14 protein-coding genes are annotated in these 20,140 nt (G+C 42.3%); 4 read left to right on the forward strand and 10 right to left on the reverse strand.

The genetic code is table 11. From position 1 onward, the window contains the following. Window positions 1–417 precede the first annotated feature (417 nt). The 7 genes from rlmD to DWX65_RS10535 all read right to left on the reverse strand — a co-directional run bounded on the left by rlmD (window position 418) and on the right by DWX65_RS10535 (window position 9,167). Window positions 418–2,058, reverse strand: coding sequence for a 23S rRNA (uracil(1939)-C(5))-methyltransferase RlmD (gene rlmD / locus DWX65_RS10505; protein WP_118173416.1), 1,641 nt, complete (start codon window positions 2,056–2,058; stop codon window positions 418–420). Between the two features lie 5 nt (window positions 2,059–2,063). Further along, a complete protein-coding gene (locus DWX65_RS10510) occupies window positions 2,064–3,011 on the reverse strand; it encodes a 3'-5' exoribonuclease YhaM family protein (protein WP_118173417.1) in 948 nt (315 codons plus the stop codon). Between the two features lie 13 nt (window positions 3,012–3,024). Then, window positions 3,025–4,299, reverse strand: coding sequence for a S1C family serine protease (locus tag DWX65_RS10515; RefSeq protein ID WP_117841531.1), 1,275 nt, complete (start codon window positions 4,297–4,299; stop codon window positions 3,025–3,027). Window positions 4,300–4,451: 152 nt separating this feature from the next. After that, window positions 4,452–5,627, reverse strand: a complete 1,176-nt coding sequence (locus tag DWX65_RS10520) for a pyridoxal phosphate-dependent aminotransferase (protein WP_117841530.1) — start codon at window positions 5,625–5,627, stop codon at window positions 4,452–4,454. Window positions 5,628–5,642: 15 nt separating this feature from the next. Further along, window positions 5,643–6,596, reverse strand: coding sequence for a phosphoglycerate dehydrogenase (locus DWX65_RS10525; protein ID WP_118173418.1), 954 nt, complete (start codon window positions 6,594–6,596; stop codon window positions 5,643–5,645). 11 nt (window positions 6,597–6,607) lie between these two features. Then, on the reverse strand, window positions 6,608–7,849 hold the full coding sequence (locus DWX65_RS10530) for an MFS transporter (RefSeq protein WP_118173419.1): 1,242 nt from the start codon (window positions 7,847–7,849) through the stop codon (window positions 6,608–6,610). A gap of 82 nt (window positions 7,850–7,931) precedes the next feature. After that, window positions 7,932–9,167, reverse strand: coding sequence for an MFS transporter (locus tag DWX65_RS10535; RefSeq protein WP_117841527.1), 1,236 nt, complete (start codon window positions 9,165–9,167; stop codon window positions 7,932–7,934). Between the two features lie 416 nt (window positions 9,168–9,583). On the opposite strand from DWX65_RS10535, the gene pdxR reads away from it, so the two are divergent. From pdxR to DWX65_RS10555, 4 genes are all read left to right on the forward strand, one after another. Continuing rightward, complete coding sequence (pdxR, locus tag DWX65_RS10540) at window positions 9,584–11,008, forward strand: MocR-like pyridoxine biosynthesis transcription factor PdxR (protein WP_118173420.1); 1,425 nt, start codon at window positions 9,584–9,586, stop codon at window positions 11,006–11,008. A gap of 127 nt (window positions 11,009–11,135) precedes the next feature. Further along, the gene (locus DWX65_RS10545; protein WP_118173421.1) at window positions 11,136–13,514 is read left to right on the forward strand and encodes an endonuclease MutS2; all 2,379 of its coding nucleotides are present in this window, start codon (window positions 11,136–11,138) and stop codon (window positions 13,512–13,514) included. 41 nt (window positions 13,515–13,555) lie between these two features. After that, window positions 13,556–14,257: a response regulator transcription factor gene (locus tag DWX65_RS10550; RefSeq protein WP_117698358.1), complete on the forward strand. Its 702-nt coding sequence runs from the start codon at window positions 13,556–13,558 to the stop codon at window positions 14,255–14,257. Then, on the forward strand, window positions 14,254–15,675 hold the full coding sequence (locus DWX65_RS10555) for a HAMP domain-containing sensor histidine kinase (protein ID WP_117698357.1): 1,422 nt from the start codon (window positions 14,254–14,256) through the stop codon (window positions 15,673–15,675). The genes DWX65_RS10550 and DWX65_RS10555 overlap by 4 nt, the downstream gene beginning before the upstream one ends. 214 nt (window positions 15,676–15,889) lie before the next feature. Here the strand turns inward: DWX65_RS10555 and DWX65_RS10560 are convergent, their stop codons facing one another. From DWX65_RS10560 to DWX65_RS10570, 3 genes are all read right to left on the reverse strand, one after another. Beyond that, a complete protein-coding gene (locus DWX65_RS10560) occupies window positions 15,890–16,567 on the reverse strand; it encodes a TIGR00266 family protein (protein ID WP_022242759.1) in 678 nt (225 codons plus the stop codon). A gap of 86 nt (window positions 16,568–16,653) precedes the next feature. Beyond that, window positions 16,654–18,408, reverse strand: a complete 1,755-nt coding sequence (locus DWX65_RS10565; protein ID WP_118173422.1) for a hypothetical protein — start codon at window positions 18,406–18,408, stop codon at window positions 16,654–16,656. Window positions 18,409–18,635: 227 nt separating this feature from the next. Beyond that, the gene (locus DWX65_RS10570) at window positions 18,636–20,069 is read right to left on the reverse strand and encodes a helix-turn-helix transcriptional regulator (RefSeq protein ID WP_158564733.1); all 1,434 of its coding nucleotides are present in this window, start codon (window positions 20,067–20,069) and stop codon (window positions 18,636–18,638) included. Window positions 20,070–20,140: the final 71 nt, after the last annotated feature.

A 20,140-nucleotide genomic window follows, 5' to 3' on the forward strand; every position in this document is an offset into this window, starting at 1 on the left:
GGATTGTAAAAGTGACAGAAGTTGTAGTCAGAAGCGCTTTTTACATCATCTCAAACTATGTATTTGTTAGCATGGGACTATCATTTCATACTCAATGGATTTCAATTCTATTTTTGCTTTCAATGGTATGGTCTACTATTGATTACGGAAAGTCCATAAATGAAATAATCGAAAAAAAGGTAATTGCTGAAATACTATGTATATGTTGCATTGCACTGAGTATAGCGATGGCATATTTTGTGGGATATATTCAAGGAGCATTCGTTTCCCTCTGAAAATACAGGGCCACAACTTTCCGCTTAATATATCAGTATGGAACAAGTTATCAAAAAGTCATGAATGCTCGTAGCTCACCGGCCCGGCCAGCAAAAGCAGTAAATCTGAAATTGATTTACTGCTTTTTTGCTCAATAGACTCTTAAATCATCTGAAAATATTTCAACGCATCCCTGATCGCCGCTTCCTTCTCCGGCGGACATTTTGGCACTTTGGCATCTTCCTTCTTTGACAGGTTATAATTTTGCCCCACATCCAGCCCGCACTTGCGCTTTATCTGTGAGATGTACAGGGAAGATACCTTCAAACCGGTATGCTCCAACACATACGCCTTGATCTGCTCATAAGTCGCGCCCTTCTGGAAGCCGGACATATCCATATCTTCCAGCGAGAACTCCTCCCGCACCTTCTTTGAGTCGATTTCTCCCTTGGAAAGCAAAACAACCGTCTCCACATGTACCGTATGGCCGAACTGGTCTACCGGCTGCACCTCCACGAGGTCATATCCATGGCTGCAAAGATATTTCAAATCCCGGGCCAGGGTTGCGGAATCACAGCTTACATAGACGATACGCTGTGGTGCCATCTCACACATCATGGCAAGGAGGGATTCCTCGCAGCCTTTGCGTGGCGGGTCCACTACGATAACTTCTGCACGGGCTTCCTTGCCATGGGCGGCACAGTATGCCGGATAGACTTCCTCTGCTTTCCCAACAAAGAATTCTGCATTGGAGATGTGGTTTCGAAGAGCATTCTCTTTGGCATCTGCGATTGCCTGCGGTACAATTTCCACACCGTAAACCTTCTTCGCTTTCTGTGCGAGAAATAAGGAAATGGTTCCGATACCGCAATATAAATCCCAGACCGTCTCTTCGCCGGTGAGATTGGCATATTCCAAAGCTTTGTTATAAAGCACCTCTGTCTGCGCCGGATTTACCTGATAGAAAGACTGCGGAGAAATCTGAAAAGAAATCGTTCCGATATAATCTGTAATGTAACCCTTTCCATATAGGGTATAAGTTTCTTCTCCTAAAATCACGTTGCCCCGGGATTCATTGATATTTACAGTAATACTTGTCATTCCCGGTAAATCTTTTAATACTTCAATAAAACTTTCTGCATGCGGCAGCTTCTTTCCGTTGATGACAAAGCAGACCATCCACTCTCCGGTTTTCTCGCCGTAACGGATTAAGATGTGGCGGACGCAGCCTTTTCCGGTTTTCTCATCATAGGCACTGACGCCATAGGATTTCATGGTGTCTAAAATAAGGGACAGGATTCTTCCGTTGCCTTCCTTTCCCAAAAGGCAGTCCTGCACCGGAATAATGTTGTGGGTTCTGGACGCAAAAAAGCCTGCCACCAGGTTGCCTTCTTTATCATAACCCACCGGAAACTGTGCTTTGTTCCGGTAGCGGTAAGGCTCCTGCATGCCAAGTGTTGGTAAGACCTTTGGATTTTCAAATCCGCCGATATGTTTTAAGTTGTTGCGTACTTTATTTTCCTTAAACTTAAGCTGGCTCCCATAAGAAAGTGCCTGGATCTGACAGCCACCACACCGCTTATGCTCCGGGCATGGCGGGGTTGTCCGCATGGTGGACTCCTTAAGGATTTCCATCAGGCGGGCATAGCCATAAGTTTTTTTCATCTTCATGATTTTGGCACGAACCATGTCTCCCGGCAGAGCATCCTTGATAAAAAGTGTAATGCCTTCCGTTCTTCCGATACCTTCGCCGTTGGTTCCGATATCGTCAATGGTCAGTGTAACAATGTCATCTTTTTTCATATTTCTTATATACTCGATCTGCGGATGTTCGATTCAAACAGACGGTTGAATCCCTGCCACTGAGTATCTCCTTCCGGTACGTTTGCCAAAAGCTCACGCATGGTCTCCATCTTTGCATCAATATTATCTGCATAGCTTAATGCTACAGCTTCCGGTAATGCCGGCTTCTTCGGAGAACCATACTCTAACTCTCCATGATGTGCCAGAATACAGTGTTCCATCTCATGTGCCAGTTTCACTGGGAAACCATCGATGGTCTTGATGCGCTCTGCAATTTCCATGGCTCCAATCATGATATGTCCTAAAAGCTGTCCCTCATCGGTGTAATCATTTTCCGGGAAAGTAGAAAGCTCTTCTAACTTTCCGATATCGTGAAACATGGCGGCACAAACCAGTAAATCTCTATTGAGAATCTTATAGTTGTCAGCAAAATAAGCAGAAAGCTTCGTTACGCTTAAAGTATGCTCTAAAAGTCCGCCCACAAAACCGTGATGTACGCTTTTTGCTGCAGAATGAAATTTAAAACGTTTTGCAAAATCTGCATCCTCGATAAAGAAACTGCCTGCCAGTTTCTTAAGATATGGATTTTCCATCTGCTTAATATATCCAAGTAACTGCTCATACATTTCATCTACATTATATTCGCTGACCGGAAGATATTCCTTTGGTTCATACTCTCCCTCGGTTGCTTTCCGGACCCTCTTTACATTTAACTGTAATGCGCCCTGAAAACTTGTGATATCTCCCACTACATTGATATAATCAAAGCGGTCAAAATCATCAATTCCCACAGAGCCCGGCTCCCAGATTTTTGCATCCAGTGTGCCTGTTTTATCCTGTAAAATCAATGCTTCATAAGGCTTACCTGCCTTCGTCAGCGCTGACTGCTTATTTTTACAAAGATAGATTTCATTTACTCTTTCGCCTTCGCGTAATGTTTCAATATAATGCATAATTTTCCTCTTTCTATTTTAGTACACCAACGGTTGCAGAACATTCGATTTCTACATAGCCTGCTGCACCCTGGCGTTTTATGGTAATCTTTACAACATCTCCCGGAGTCTGCCCGGATAACACATTCTTATATGCCTGCGCTGTCTCTACATTTTCTCCGGCAATCTTTACGATGACATCACCGCTTTGCAAGCCTGCCGCCATCGCCGGGGAATCAATTCCCACTGATTTAATATATACGCCCTTTGGTATGTCATATTCCTTTTCAATGTCAGATGTTACAGAAGTCAGTTTCAGTCCAAGATACGGAATATCCTGTCCATTGGAAAGCTTCTCGATAATGTCTTTCAACTGGGAAACGGAAATTGCGGTCAGCGTATTCTCATCGCCGCTGCTGTAATCCTGCATAACAATTCCAACCACCTCACCAGAAAGATTGACCAGTACACCACTTCCCTGACTACTGCCCACAATATCTGTTGTCAGTACATTGTAGTTTGCATCAAAGGTGGAAATGCTGTTAGAAGTCGATGTAATATTTCCTGTCAATATGGAGAAATTCGTTCCCAGCGGACTGCCCAGTGCCAGCACAACGCTGCCCTGTGTGGTCTGAAGTGAATTTCCAAGCACTGCCACTTTAATTCTGCCCAGAGTGCTTTCTTCGATGTCGGAACGTTTTACATTTAAAATCGCAATTCCGGTATTTCCGTCATAGTTTTTAAGCTCCGCTTCTACGGTGCTGTTATCAAGGAAGGTCACATGAATGGATTTTGCTCCGCTTATGACCTTGCGCTCTGTCATAATCAGAAGCTCCTGACCGGTATCCGCAATAATGACTCCACTTGCCTGTCCCTGTCTCTCATAAGGCGTGTTAAACCAGTCCACATCACTGGTCACACCTGTCACCGTAACAATGGACTTATTTGCTTCGCTTCCAATCGCATAAAGCTTACTCTGTAATTTCTGATATTCCTCCGGTGTAAGCTCTTTTAAGCCTTCTTCTACATCCGGCTCGTCTACACCTGTCTCCGTGGAATTTGTCTCTTCTTCCGTATCCGGCTGTACCTCTTCATCTTTCGGGATGCTCACCCTGGTATCCTCCGGCTTATTCAGCCACTCTTCCATCACCGGGCGCATCCATGTAAATACAAAACAGGATACAAGTCCAAAGACAACCGCAAGCACAACCGTAAATGCCGTTTTTAAAATAATACGTCTCTTATTTAACGGCTTGTTCTTGATTTTCTCTTTGATAAATGCAAATTCCTCTTTTTCATTTTCTGACATAGGGAATCCTCTTTTCTACTGTAAATACAACCAATTTTAATTATACTTTCTATCTGCCTATGTTGCAACATTTTTTAAAAAAGAGAGCAGATACAATCAGTACCTGCCCTCTTTTAAGAGTAATGATATAAATATGTTTTCTATATAAAAGATTATTTTCCAAGAATATAGCTTTCCATCCGGCGCATGGCTTCCTCTAATTTTTCCATGGCTGCCGCATAACTGATACGGATATAGCCCTCGCCCTCTTTGCCAAAGGCAATGCCCGGTATCACGGAAAGATGTGCTTTTTTTGCCAGGTCCACGCAGAACTGCATACTATCCTGAATCTGTCCTGCCGGAATCTTTGCAAAGATATAAAAAGCTCCGTTTGGTCTTGCAATTTCAAATCCCAATGCGCTTAATTTTTCATATAGGAAATCTCTCCGTTTCTGATATTCTTTTCTCATTTCCAGTGCATCATCTATACCCGCTGTTACAGCCTCTAATGCTGCTTTCTGGGAAATGGAGCTGGTGCTGGATACCAGATACATATGCGTCTTGCGGATTTCTTTGATAATATCGGCACTTGCTAAGATAAATCCGACACGCCATCCGGTCATGGCATGGGACTTGGACAATCCATTGATTACAATGGTATTCTCCTTGGCAAATTCTGCCATGGAATGGTGCGGTTCATCGCCATAGGTTAATTCGCTATAAATCTCATCACAGATAGCCAGTATATGATGCTTTTTGATGACTTCAGCCAATGCTGCCAGCTCTTCCTTTAAATAAGTAACTCCGGTAGGATTACTCGGATAATTTAATACAATTGCTTTGATATCTCCACCATTTTCTTCGATGGCTTTTTCTAACCGTTCCGGTGTCAGCACCATTCCGGTGTCACTGGTATCTACTGTAATCGGTACTGCCCGCGCCAGACGAATCAGTGGAACATAGGCGGTATAAATCGGGGATGGCACAATTACTTTGTCCCCCGGATTCAGTGCAGTTAAAATAGATGCTGCTACACCTTCCTCTGCTCCGACCGTTGTTAAGATTTCACCGGCAGGATCATAATTTAAATGATATTTTGTCTTCATAAATGCGGCAACGCCTTTTAGCAAATCCGGCATTCCGGCATTTGCGGTATAATGGGTAAAGTTTTCTTCTATGCCCTTAATTGCTGCCTGTTTGATATGTTCCGGTGTATTAAAATCCGGCTCTCCTAATGTTAATTTCAAAATATCCGGTACATCACTGGTCTGCTCATCAAATTTTCGAATCAGTGATACCTCTATTGATAAAATCTGGTTATTCAGACCATCTCTTAATGTCTGTTCCATGTTTCTCTTCCTCCCTTAGTTTACAATGTTCTTACAAGCCTTTCCTTCCAGAATATCCAGTGCATTCGTCATTGCCACATCCATCATTTTAATGTGTGCTTCCTCTGTGGATGCACCCATATGCGGTGTTATCACAACTTCATCCAGTGAAAACAGCGGGTCATCTGTCTCCGGCGGCTCCTCCTGCATAACATCTGTTCCATAGGATGCAACAATTCCTGCCTTTATGGCATCCACTAAATCTGCACGGTTTACAAGATAACCTCGTGATGTGTTAATTAAAATGACTCCTTTTTTCATCTGTGCAAATGCTTCTTTATTGATACTTTCTTTCGTCAGCGGAGTCTGTGGCATATGCAGGGAAATAACATCACTTTCCTGCAAAATCGTCTCCCGGTCAGCAGGTATGATTCCATATTCTTTGCAGAATGCTTCATCAATATGGCGGCTATAGCCTAATACTTTCATGCCAAATGCGGCAGCTTTCTTTGCCAGTTCTTTTCCGATTGCACCTAATCCTAAGATTCCCAATGTCTTTCCGGTAAGCTCCATTCCATTTCTGTCATTCTTCCATAATTTCTGCTTTGTATTGGCAAAATGATACAGAAGTGACCTTGCGCAGCACAACATTAACCCCATTGCCAATTCTGCTACTGCGTTGCTGTTAGTTCCCGGTGCATTGCATACATCAATGCCACGGGCTCTGGCAGCCTTAATATCTACTCTGTCATAGCCTACCGCCGGTCTTGATATTACCTTTAAACAATCCGGAAGTTCTGCAATCACATCTTCTTTGATGAAATCTGTTCCTGAAATCAATGCATCTGCATCGGAAACAAAATCTAAAAGTTCTTCTTTGCTTAAATTTACTTTTTCACTTAATACTACTTCTGCTGCTTCTATTGCCCGCTTCCAGGTAGGATGATCATCCGGAAGCGATGCATAGTGGCAGGTAATTGCTATTTTCATATCAATTTCCTCTATTTCTCAGTCTGAGCTTTATTTCTTTTTCCAACGAAGCGGATGATGAAGCATACGCCGATTCCAAGTAATGCAAATATTACGATGGTCCCGAATACATAGTTGAAACCGCCTGCTGCATATTTGTCTAAGAAGTTACCTAAAATAGTATTTTCATAAGAATCCGGCAGATATCCGATAACGGAAATAATACCGGTTGCAGTTCCTGTCATTGCTACCGGAACGCCAGCTTCACCCATGGTTGCATAATAAACACCACGAACTGCATAGTAAACAGTTGCCAAAGCCAGCACTACAACGATTGCAAGGATTAAGAAGTTCGGTTTTCCAAGAATTGCGATTAATGCAATACCAAAGATAATTTCAATCACAAATAAACCAATTAATGTTTTGGTATAAGAACCTACCTTATCAGAAATCTTTCCAATAATTGGTGCGGAAAAAATTCCAATTCCATAAGAACGAATGGTTGCTACGATTCCGGCTACTACCGCACCCATGCCAAATACGGTTGTAAGATATGTTGTGGTATATTCTGCTGCAACCTGTACGCTGTATGCACATAATACCAGGATTGCTACCAGCCATACGCTTGGTACTTTCAATACGTTAATGTAATCCTTAAAGGAAGTTGCAACATTTTCTTTCTTATCATCATGTGGAAGCAGGAAGAACATGAACACTCCCATAATCACATATACGATGCCATAGAAAATTAAGACATAACGTAACGGGCAGGTGGAAGAAATGTATACACCTAAAATACCAAGTGCCGCAAAGTTAATAATTAAGCCTGCTACTGCACGGATTCCTTCGCTGTAACCGAATACGGAACCCTGTTCATCCTCTGAGCCAAACAAACGGACCGCCTTTACAAAGGATACCCAGAATAATACGTTAGAAATTGCCAGGAAGAAATAAATTACTCTCAATACGGCAAACCCCGGTGAAGTTGCATACCAGAATGTTAAAATTGCCAGCAAGCCGGTGGAACCAAGTAACATTTTCCGGTTGTCAAATTTATCTGCCAGAATGCCCCCCGGAATATAAAGAATTGTTTTTGTCAAAGAATACACCGTCATCAATAAACCAATCTGTGTATTTGTAAGTCCGAAGTCAGATACCATGTTGTCATAAAATACTGTTTTTAAATATGGGACACGGTAAATTAAACCTGCTGCAAGTGTCAGGATAATAAAACCAATCCACTTTGTCATCTTATTTGATTTTGCATCACTCATAAGAAAATCTCCTTTACTTTTTATTTCTATTTACAGAGACTCCTGCAAATCCCGGGAAGCAGGAAATCTCGTAAAAGCTATTTTATTTCTGCTTTGCTAAAAGCCGTTTCTGATAACTGCGCATCACAAGACTGATGCCCCATGCAATGATTCCAAAAATAACTATAATTGCAAATATTTTTTTGAATCCTGCTTCATAGCCGTAAGCATCTAAAATATGTCCGCACCAGAGTGACATAAACATATCCGGTGTATAACCAAGCACTGCCACCACTGCCGTTGCAGTTGCTGTCATGGAAACCGGTATTCCGGTTTCTGACATTGTTGAATAATATACTCCGCGGACTCCATGGAGTACTACGCTGAACACCAGTACAAATCCCATTGCAGCATATGCAATCTTTGGTGTCTCAGGACTTAAGAAAAGTACAATGGATAAAACAATTTCTACTACGATTAACCAGGAAATCACTTTTGTGGAAGATTTCACCCGGTCTGCATAAGCGCCTGCTAACGGTGCTCCGATTACTCCACAGATATTATCCCGGATGGTTGCTATGGTTCCAACGGTAACTGCGGCGATTCCCAGTACCTGTGTCATATAAGTTGTGGTATATTCAAAAGCTACCTGCATGCTGTATGTGGTAAATATCAAAAGTGATACCATCCAGATTGCCGGTTTCTTAAAGACTGCTACATAATCTGCCCAGGTCTGATGATGGTCTGCATCTTCTTCCATATCATCTGGATATAGAAACAAAATGAGAATTCCTGTCACCAGATACAACGCTCCATAGAAAAGCAGTGCTCCTCTGATAGAGTGTGCGGTCTCTGCCATCATGGACACGCATTTTAATGCAATGAATGTTGCTATGGAACCGGTAATTCCGCGAAAGCCTTCACTTAATCCGAAGATTTTACCCTGTGCCATATTTTTACCCAGGATTCGGATACTCTTAATAAATGAGGTCCAGAAAAATACATTTACCAGTGCTAACAGTGCCTGTATCAGTTCCAGGATTCCAAAGGAAGGAAGCAGTGCATAGACACCGGTTAAAATTCCCTCTCCCAATAAGGAAAAGACAAGGCATTTCTTGGTATCCAGCCGGTCTGCTATGATTCCGCACGGAATATAAATTAACATCTTTACGCCTGCATAGAAGGAAGAAAGAATTCCAAGCTGTGTATTGGTAATATCAAGGCTTGCTACCAGCTGGTCATAGAAAACAGACTTCAGATATGGAACTTTATAAACGGTTCCTGCAGCTAATATTAATAATATAAATACGGATGTCTGACGTTTTCTGCTTTCAGCCATTGGATTCACTCCTTTCTCGCTATTTGCATCACGCGAGAAATATGCTTTGCAGCATCGAGCTACTCGCGTCACCCGAGAAATATGCTTTGCAAATTTCTCGGGTTATCGCGGTGCTCGTCCAAATCTGGGTTGAAAAGAAGTTCGCTCAAGCAAGCTTGGCTCCTTCTTTTCTCCCAGATTTTTTCTCGCTACTCGCGTAAAAAAAATAGAGTTGACACAGGTTTCCCTGGTCAACTCCGTCGTTGATTTGTTCTCTTTATTTTTTTGTTGTCCTGAGCATATCACTAATTTTGTTATTCGAAAAGTGACAATTTTTACTTTTTTCATGGTTACAATTTTGTTCTTTCTATTGAAAAGGATTTTATGCGACTATATAATAAATTAACTGTATCACCTGATGCAAAGGAGAGGATTTTATGATTTATGTTAACAAGGCGGATTCGGCTCCGCTCTATCAGCAGTTATATACTTCCATCATTGAAGAAATCACTAATGGCTCCCTGCCAAAGAACTCTGCCCTTCCGCCAATCCGGACGCTTTCTGAAAAGCTTAATATCAGCCTGAACACAGTATCCAAAGCTTATCTGCAATTAACGGCAGAGGGTTATGTCCGCTCTGTTCCAGGCTCCGGTTATTATGTAGAGGATATCTCCAATACTTTCTTGGACACCCTTTCTGTTCCTCCGGTTTCCAAAAAGATAACTTCTTCTATTTCCGGACAAAATCCTGCACCAAAAACAACTCCTGTCCGTTATGATTTTAAACATGATGTCGTATATTCCCATCTTTTTCCGTGGAAGCTATGGCGGCAGCACGTAAACAATGCTTTACTTCAGGAAGAGAATCAGAAGAAAATCCAATACGAATCCAATAAAGGAAACTATGAACTCCGTTCCAATATCTGTCATTATCTGAACCGGAACCGTGGCGTTCACTGCGACCCGGAACAGGTAATCCTTGTGCCCGGCACCCAGTACGGCATTGAAATCATCAGCCGGCTGCTCCCGGCAGAGAAGCACCGGATTGCCTATGAAGAGCCATCTCACAACGGTATCCGGAATATTTTTCTCCAGAACGGATATGAACTTTTTCCGATTCCAGTTGTTGAAAATGGCATTGATATTGACAAGCTTTTTGATTCCTGCTGTAACCTTCTTTATGTTATGCCATCCCATCAGTTTCCTACCGGCCGCACCATTCCGGTCAGCAACCGGCTGCGGCTTTTGGAGTGGGCAATCAGAAACGATGCCTACATCATAGAAAATGACTACGACAGTGAATTCCCGCATCAGACCAGACCGATTCCATCCCTGCAGTCTCTTGACCACTATGACCATGTCATTTATTTTAACACTTTCGCCAAGATACTGACTCCATCCATGCGGACGGCATTTTTTGTTCTCCCATATTCTCTTTTGGATAAGTATGAGCAAATGTACCGCTATTTTAATGCGGCACTTCCTTCCTTTAACCAGATTGCCTTATCCAATTTTATTGCATCTGGTGACTTTGAGCGTCACCTGCGGAAGCTGGTTAAGATAAATGAACATAAATATAATCTTCTGCTGAAATCCATCCATACATTTCTTTCTTCCTATATGGATGTAGTAGATACGCCTGCCGGTTCCCACATTATTGTCCGGATCCGCAACTGCACCAACCAGCAAAAGCTGATTGACGCCCTGCGCGAAAAGTCCATTTCCATTTATGGTGTTCAACAGTACTTCCATACTGGAACGGCTTCCGAAGATATCTTTCTATTGGGCTTTAGTTCACTGGAAGAATCAGAAATTCCAGAAGCCTGTGAAGCACTGGCAAAGGCACTGTCCGAGTTATTATAAAATCGTGGGATCAAAATATTTATCCTGCCATTTATCAGGAAACTTATTTTCAACCGCCCTTTTCACCACAATTGGTTTGGGGTATAATAGAAGCAGTGATTTTTAGTACATTTTATGGAGAATATTTATGAATCAAAAGGTTTTAAGAACATTAGAATATAATAAAATTGTAGAGCGGCTCGCGGAGTATGCTTTCGGTGCGGATACCAAGGAACGCTGTCTTTCCCTGCTTCCTTCCACCAGCCTCTCAGAGATTACCAATGCACAGCAGCAGACTAAGGATGCCATGAACCGCAGCCTGAAAAAAGGACGGCTTGACTGCTCCGGTATCAAACCGCTTTCTTCCGCCATCCGACGTGTGGAAATCGGCGGAACCATGAATATCGAAGAGCTTCTCGGCCTCTGTAAATTATTAGAGACTGCCCGCCGGGTCAAAGCCTATGGCAGAAAGGAACGGGAAGATTTTCCGTCTGATTCCCTGAGCGAACTTTTTGATGGTTTAGAACCTCTTAGTCCTCTTTGTGATGAGATCCGCCGCTGCATCATTTCTGTGGATGAAATCAGTGATGATGCCAGCAGTAATTTAAAATCCATCCGCCGTTCTATCCGCTCAACCGGCGACCGCATCCATGCGCAGTTAAACCAGATGTTAAATAACCAGAATGTCAGAAACTGCCTGCAGGATTTTGTCATTACCATGCGTAACGGCCGCTACTGCCTTCCGGTAAAAGCCGAAGCCAAATCCCAGATTACCGGTATGGTGCATGACCAGTCATCCAGCGGTTCTACTCTTTTCATTGAGCCAATGGCTGTGGTAAATCTGAACAACGAATTAAAAGAATTATCCATCAAAGAGCAGGACGAAATTGCCGTTATTCTTGCCACTTTATCGGCAAAAGCAGGGGAATATATTCCTGCCATTGAAACCGATTATCAGCTTTTAACAGAGCTTGATTTTATATTTGCAAAAGCAGCTTATGCCTTGGAATACAATGGAATTACACCGCATTTTAATACGGAACGGAAAATTCGTATTTTAAAGGGCAGACACCCTCTGCTGGACGCAAAAAAAGTAGTTCCTATCGACATTTCCTTAGGCAGCGATTTTGACCAGCTTGTCATTACCGGCCCGAATACCGGTGGTAAAACCGTTTCCTTAAAAACTGTGGGACTTCTCACTCTGATGGGACAGGCGGGACTTCCGATTCCTTCCGGAGACCGCAGTGAGCTTGCTGTTTTTGACGATATTTTTGCAGATATTGGAGATGAACAGAGCATTGAGCAGAACTTAAGCACATTTTCTTCCCATATGACCAACATTATCCACATTTTAAAAGAAGCCAATGAACATTCCCTGGTTCTCTTTGATGAGTTATGTGCCGGAACTGACCCTACGGAGGGCGCTGCCCTGGCGGTTTCTATCTTATCTTATTTTCACAGTCGAGGCATCCGTACCATGGCGACCACCCACTACAGTGAGATTAAGATTTATGCCTTAACTACCAGTGGAATTGAAAATGCCTGCTGCGAATTTGATGTAGAGACCTTAAGTCCGACTTACCGCCTTCTCATCGGTATTCCGGGAAAAAGTAATGCCTTTGCAATTTCCAAAAAACTCGGTCTTTCCGATACTTTAATTGAGGATGCCAGAACCCGTATCAGCAGTAATGAACAGAATTTTGAAGATTTACTTTCCGACCTGGAAGCAAGCCGCATCACCATAGAGAAAGAACAGGCCGAAATCAACCGTTACAAATCAGAAATTGCTGCATTAAAACAGCAGTTAAAGAACAAGCAGGAAAAATTAGATGAAAGCCGGGATGCCATTCTTCGTAAAGCAAAAGAAGAAGCAAACCAGATTCTGCAGGAAGCCAAAGATACTGCCGATGAGGCAATCCGTAATTTCAATAAATATGGCACTACCAGACCTTCCATTCAGGAAATGGAAAAACAGCGTACCAATATCCGGGAGAAAATGGCTGCCAATGAGAAAAAGAGCTCAAAGGAAAAAGATACTGCCATCTACAATCCAAAGGTTCCAAAGAAGCTTCGTATCGGTGACAGCGTAAAAGTATTAAGTATGAATTTAACCGGAACGGTACACTCCCTGCCGAATGCAAAGGGTGACCTCTTTGTGCAGATGGGAATTCTCCGCTCCCAGGTAAACATCAAGGATTTAGTACTAATCGAAGATGCTGCTCCGGGCAGCAAGAAATATGCCAAGACCGGTGCCGGAAAGCTTAAGATGAGTAAATCCGCTTCTGTTTCCACAGAAATCAATCTGATTGGAAAAACAGTGGATGAAGCTATTGCTCTTTTGGATAAATACTTGGATGATGCTTATCTTGCACATCTTCCTTCCGTGCGCATCGTACACGGAAAAGGAACCGGTGCCCTGCGCAGTGCCGTACAGAGTCATTTGAAACGACAGTCTTATATCAAGTCCTTCCACTTAGGAGAATTTGGCGAAGGAGATGCCGGTGTTACCATTGCAGAATTTAAATAAATCAAGTATATGAACTACGTAAAACAGAAAGGAAGTTTCCTATGGCTGCAAAACAGAAAATTTTAATTGTAGATGATGATGTTAATATCGCAGAACTGATTTCCCTGTATCTCACGAAGGAATGCTTTGATACAAAGATGGTTCATGATGGGGAATCTGCTTTGAAAGAATTTGAAACCTATGCACCAAATCTGATTCTTCTTGATTTGATGCTTCCGGGCATTGATGGTTATCAGGTATGCCGTGAAATCCGGGCAAAAGCAAATGTTCCGATTATTATGTTATCTGCCAAAGGTGAAATCTTTGACAAGGTTCTCGGACTGGAGCTGGGGGCAGATGACTATATCATGAAGCCTTTTGATTCCAAAGAACTGGTTGCCAGAGTCAAGGCGGTGCTCCGCCGCTACCAGCCGGTGAAGCAGGAGCCTGTACAGCCGGATTTAAAATGTGTTACTTATCCGGATCTGGTGGTCAATCTTTCCAACTATTCCGTAGAATATTACGGCAAAACAATTGATATGCCGCCAAAGGAGTTAGAGCTTCTTTATTTTCTTGCATCCTCACCGAATCAGGTATTTACCAGAGAACAGCTTTTAGACCATATCTGGGGCTATGAATACGTAGGCGATACCAGAACCGTTGACGTTCATGTAAAAAGACTTCGTGAGAAAATTAACGATCATACCGCCTGGAGCATTTCTACGGTCTGGGGCATCGGATACAAATTCGAGGTTAAAGAATGAAGAAACGACTTTATCTGAAGCTGCTGATTGGATATGTGATTTTTGGCATTCTCGGCTTTATTCTCGTATCCACCTTCAGCTCCCACTATACTTATGAATATATTGAAGATACCGAAGTTGACCGGCTTTACAAGGAAGCCAATATGATTGCATCTACCTATGCTTCAAACTATTTCAATGAAGATATTACGGTAGATGACTTGCATGACAGTCTTGCCACCCTTAGCACTTATCTTTCTTCAGAAATATGGGTCATGAATACAGATGGTGATATTCTGATTAACTCCAATGCATCTGTGGACATGGACCACCTGACACACATTGACGGATTTAATGTGGCAGATTTTGGCAGCAAATATTACACCACCGGTTCTTTTTATAATTATTATGACGATACGCATCTTACGGTATTTTCGCCGATTACGATTAATTACAAGGTGCGTGGATATGTGCTGATTCACCAGCCGCTTTCCGTAATCACGCACCATCATGCACATTTACTGAATATTATGTACCTGACTCTGCTTCTGATTTTTATCTGTGCAACCCTGTTACTGATTATCATTGGCTTCGAGGTCTACATCCCAATCCGCAAAATGATTAAGGGTGCTGATGCTTTTGCCGAGGGCAATTTCAGTTATAAAATTCCGGTACATAAAAATGATGAAATCGGCTATCTTGCCGCTTCTCTAAATTATATGGCAAACGAGCTGAATACCCTGGAGGATGACCAGCGTAAATTTATTTCCAATGTCTCCCATGATTTCCGTTCTCCGCTTACTTCCATCAAAGGTTATGTGGAAGCCATGTTAGACGGAACGATTCCACCGGAGATGCAGGAAAAATATTTAAATATCATTGTTTTCGAGACAGACCGTTTGTCCAAGCTCACCCAGAGCCTCTTAGAGTTAAATAAATACGGCAGCCACGGCACAATGTTAGATGTCAGCGAATTTGACATTAACCAGTTAATTAAAATGACCTGTCTTACCTTTGAGGGAACCTGCAAAGCCAAACGGATTTCCTTCCACCTGATTCTTGCCGGTAAAACACTTTATGTAAAAGCGGATATGAGCAAGATTCAGCAGGTGGTTTATAATCTGATTGACAATGCCATCAAGTTCAGCCACCATGATTCTGAAATCACCATTGAGACCACCAAGAAAAGCGAAAAAGTATTTGTTTCTGTCAAGGATACCGGCATCGGAATTCCAAAAGACAGCCAGAACAAAATTTTTGAGCGTTTCTACAAAACCGACCTGTCCCGTGGAAAGGACAAGAAGGGTTCCGGTCTTGGACTCTCTATCGTAAAAGAAATTATTCAGGCACATGATGAAAATATCAACGTCATCAGCACCGAAGGAGTCGGCACAGAATTTATCTTCACCCTGCCGGCAGCCCAGCGGGAAGAGTTATAACGCCAGTTTATAACCTACAGAGCCCGCCACCGGCAGCTTCTTACAAATAATAATCGCTTGGCAACTACGAAAAACACCCTTTGTGAGTTTCACGCTACTCATGCAAATTGAAAACAGCAGCTCATGAACTTTATCCTGTTCATAGGCTGCTGTTTTTCTCTACATACTTCTATGATTTACTTTCCAGTTGGTGCTTCATTCTTCCCTCGGAGATTTATTTTCCGCTCGGAAGATATGGGCGCAGACATCCTGCCATCTGTGAGATTGGCATGGACTGTAAGAATACACGACCCGGTCCGGTTACTACGGTATTGAATACTCCCTCTCCACCAAACATGATATTCTTAAGGCCAGGTACGGTCTGTATGTCGATAGAACAGGAAGAATCCATTGCTGCAAGATATCCTGTGTCTACGATAATTGACTGGCCAGGCTGAAGCATATACTCTTTGATATAGCCGTCAAATTCAACAAATGCCATTCCCTGTCCAGAAAGTCTCTGCATAATAAATCCTTCTCCGCCAAAGAAACCGGCTCCTACTCTCTTCTGGAAAAATACGGACAATTCAACTCCTGAAGTAGATGCTAAAAATGCTGACTTCTGACATACAATATCTGAACCTGGCTGAATCTCAAATGCCCGGATACATCCCGGAAAACTGGATGCAAATGCAATGGTTCCCTGACCATTCATTGCAGTGTATGTATTTACAAACATACTCTCTCCACTAACCATTCTTCCAAATATTTTTCCAATTCCGCCGCCAACAGTATTCATCTGCATATTCGGAGACATCCAGGACATTGCTCCCTTTTCGGTAATCATCATTTCGCCTGACTCTAATTCACAGACTACAACCGGCATTGGTTCGCCTTCAATATTAAATCTCATTTCTAAACCCTCCTGCTGATTTGCATAACATTTTCATGAACCTTCTTCATTATAACAATATAGGAGTGGTCTGCCAATATATTCTTTCAATCTTTTATCCGTTTTCTGCATCCAAAATAAATAGCTCCTATGCCACTGCACAGTGCCAGTAAAAACCAGATGCCAACCGGAGTCATGTCTCCTGTTTTCACGGTTGCGGTCTGTGATGTGTTTCCTGCTGTGGTATTTCCTGTTGTTCCGCTTCCCGGCGTTGTCGTACCTGATGAAGTTCCGGCTTCAAATACCAGTGCATATGCCGAAAATTTATCAGTTGCAAAGGTTATGGTTCCACTTGCTGCATCATACGTTGCAGGAAGTTTTTCATAGGCACCATCATGCTCTCGAATCATATAATAAGTTCCCTGCTGGTTCTTCATCTCATCTTTTACCTGAAGGGTTACATTTAATTTCGCATTTAAATCGGTCAACTGGGTTTCCCATGCATCGTTGGAATTTCCTTTGTTTACGACCTGGAATAAATCCATGGAAAGATAGCTTTGAATCTCTCCATTTCCTGCCTGTGCCTGCATGCCACTCTGTATCTGATTCAGTTCTGTTCCACTGATATCTGCAATATTTAACTGAAGATTTCCGGAACCAATAATGTTTTCTGCATTTCCAAGGGTTGCACCGTCTACTTTTGTACTTGCCGTATTTACTTTATCCTCTGACTTTGTAAATAATGCACTCAGATGTAAATCTGTTGCAGGCATATCCAATACAAAGGTACCTACCTGTGAATCTACTGCTGTCAGCTTTCCACCATTTAAAGATGCGCTCAATAACTGATAACCATAATCCGGTGTAAACTTAATGGTTACTTTGGTGCCTGCTTTAAATTCGGCATAGCCAAAGTCTCCATCCAGTCTTGTGGATGCATCTGCTATATTTCCACCTGCCAGTTCTGCTGCATTTACCACAGTTCCATCCCCTAACTGTGCACTGATTATTTCCACGCTTCCATGTTCAATAACGCAGTCATTTCCAAATCCATGCTGTTCTGCTACTGTAAGGGATGGTGCCCATATAATATTATAATTACGGCTGCTGTTCGTAGTCAGTGCTACTTCAATCTGATATGAATCTGCCGGAGCCACTTCAAATTCCAGATTGTCTGTCGTTCCACCTAATGGAATTGCTGTTCCATTTACCATAATGGATGCAAATGCATAACCAAAATCTGCTGCAATTGCCACTCTGTGCTGCTGCGTCTTATCTCCAGCAAAGCTGCCCGATATATTCGTTCCCATTCCGGAACCAATCCTCATGCCATCTATCTGTAAGTCTCCAATTGCTCCTCCCACTGCAGTTGCTGTAACTGCAATTGTTTCTCCGGATGCCGGACCCGTTGTGGAACCACCGCCTCCGGATGCTGCAGTGCGAAATTCCAGAATCAGTTCCACCTGCTCTGAGGCACTTACAGAAAATGCCTGTCCTCCCTCTGATGTAAGTATATTCTTGTCAAGACTTGCATCCTGTGCACCATTTTTATTCACCTGACAGTGATTGATTATTGTATCCGTTCCACATACTACTTTAAAATGTACTGTATGGTCAAGACTGTCATCCGGTCTGTTTATTTCTATTGGTGTATCATTATATGCAGTCTGGTTTACTTCCGTCCATTCAGCCGCCGTATCCCATTTATAATACACGGTTCCGGTCGCTGTGCTGTCCTGTCTTGCAATTCTGACCACTGCTTTCTGTCCATCAGCTTTTACAATCATGCCGGCACTTCCCATAAATAATGAAAATACCATAAAAAAGCTTAACAACCAGGAAATTTTCTTTCGCATCTTCATATTTTTTCTCCTTTACTTTCTTCTATAAACTGCCACTTCCACCGCACACGTTACAGGCTCCGCAGCCTCCCAGTACCACCAGTATGAGCAGACAAAGCAATCCTCTAATGGATTTTTTTCTCACGTTTTTCCTCCTTCCTTTTCTGTCCTTTTACTATATGAATATACGCTTTTCCCACCTGCTTTGATAAGTTTACATTTGTCTCATTTTAGGGATTTTCCACGATTTATGGCTGTTTCCAGCTATAATAAAACTGAAGAAGCCCAATTCTCGACTTCGTCTCTGTCTTTTCATTTAAAGAGGCCATATAACGGTACAATGCTGCTCTTGAAATATATAGCTGCTCTGCTATTACCTGTGCACTTTCATCAGAAGAAAGCAATAACCTTAACACATCCTGCTCCCTGTTTGTAAGTGCATAATTCTTCACAAACGCCTGAAATTTATCCTCCAAAAATTTTTCACGTTCTTTTTCCAACATTTTCGCCATATTTTCTTCCTGTATATCCATACGAAACTGTACCATATACAAATATACCAGCATACTGATAACTGCAAATAAAATCAATGCTATGATGCTGATGCGCATTCCATCCCCGGTCTCTATCAGCATCAGGGAAATAGTTCCTGTAATCCCGACACAGATATTATTTGTTGCCCTTCCAAGTCCAGCCCATAACTCCGGTACTTTCATATAATAGGAAAGGTCCATAAAACTGGTGGTAAAATATACCACAAAGAAGCCTGCGGACAAATAGAAAACAATAAGACCTGCCATAAATGGTCCGCCCCAGACTATTATCACTACACACATTGTTGAAAGCAGTGTCACACAGTACATCATAATCTGCATAAATCTATGCTCTTTTATATCAAAAAGCACTCCTGCCAACAGTCCGCTTACCGCAAGCAATAATCTCGGCCACTGACCAATATCTACACTTCCACCTGCATGTACTAAAGTTACTGCATTGTCCAGACTGGAAAAAATGCATGTCATCAGAACCACTATTGAAATCAAAAGCAGTGCCGCAAGCATCGGATGTCTGAGGCTTCGCCTGTTATTCTTCCGGATATCAGTATCTGAATCTGTCCCTGAAGCCTCTGCTCCTACTCCCCCCCGGCTACATTCCAGACTCAGTCTGCGAACCAGCAATACCATTGCTGCCAGAAAAACGGAAAGTGCAACAGACTCTACAGTGCTGTTATGTATCAGATTATTTCTGATAAACTGAAGCAATAATCCAAAGGCATATCCAAATCCAACGGTTTGTGCAAGTCCTTTTTCTGTCGAAAGGCTTACCGCAGCATAATAATGTACAGCACTTCCAATCATGCCATATAAAATATAAAGCAGGAATCCGGATAAAAGCATACTTCGATAGGACAAATGCTCCTGAATTACGAAAATGCAGATGATTCCTGCTATCGGCAATAAATATAAACCCATCTCCCGCATCTTCTGGTTAAAATAACGGTTAATGCACGGGAATAACAGGAATCCTATTACGCTGATTCCCAGCACATAGTTCTGTGCCCTTACTACTCCTGCGGAATCTGTTGCATAGCGTATCATATTGTCAAACAGATACTCCGAGCCTAAAAATATATAATTGAAAATAGCCAGCACTGCTATGATTCGAATTCTTTCTGGTTTCATAAATTGTCTCATCATCTGTTCCCTGCTCCATTCTTTTATCTTAATTTCATTATATACAATTGTCTCTTTCC

It is taken from the genome of Roseburia sp. AF20-18LB, assembly GCF_003461185.1.
Classification (GTDB): Bacteria; Bacillota; Clostridia; order Lachnospirales; family Lachnospiraceae; genus Roseburia_C; species Roseburia_C amylophila.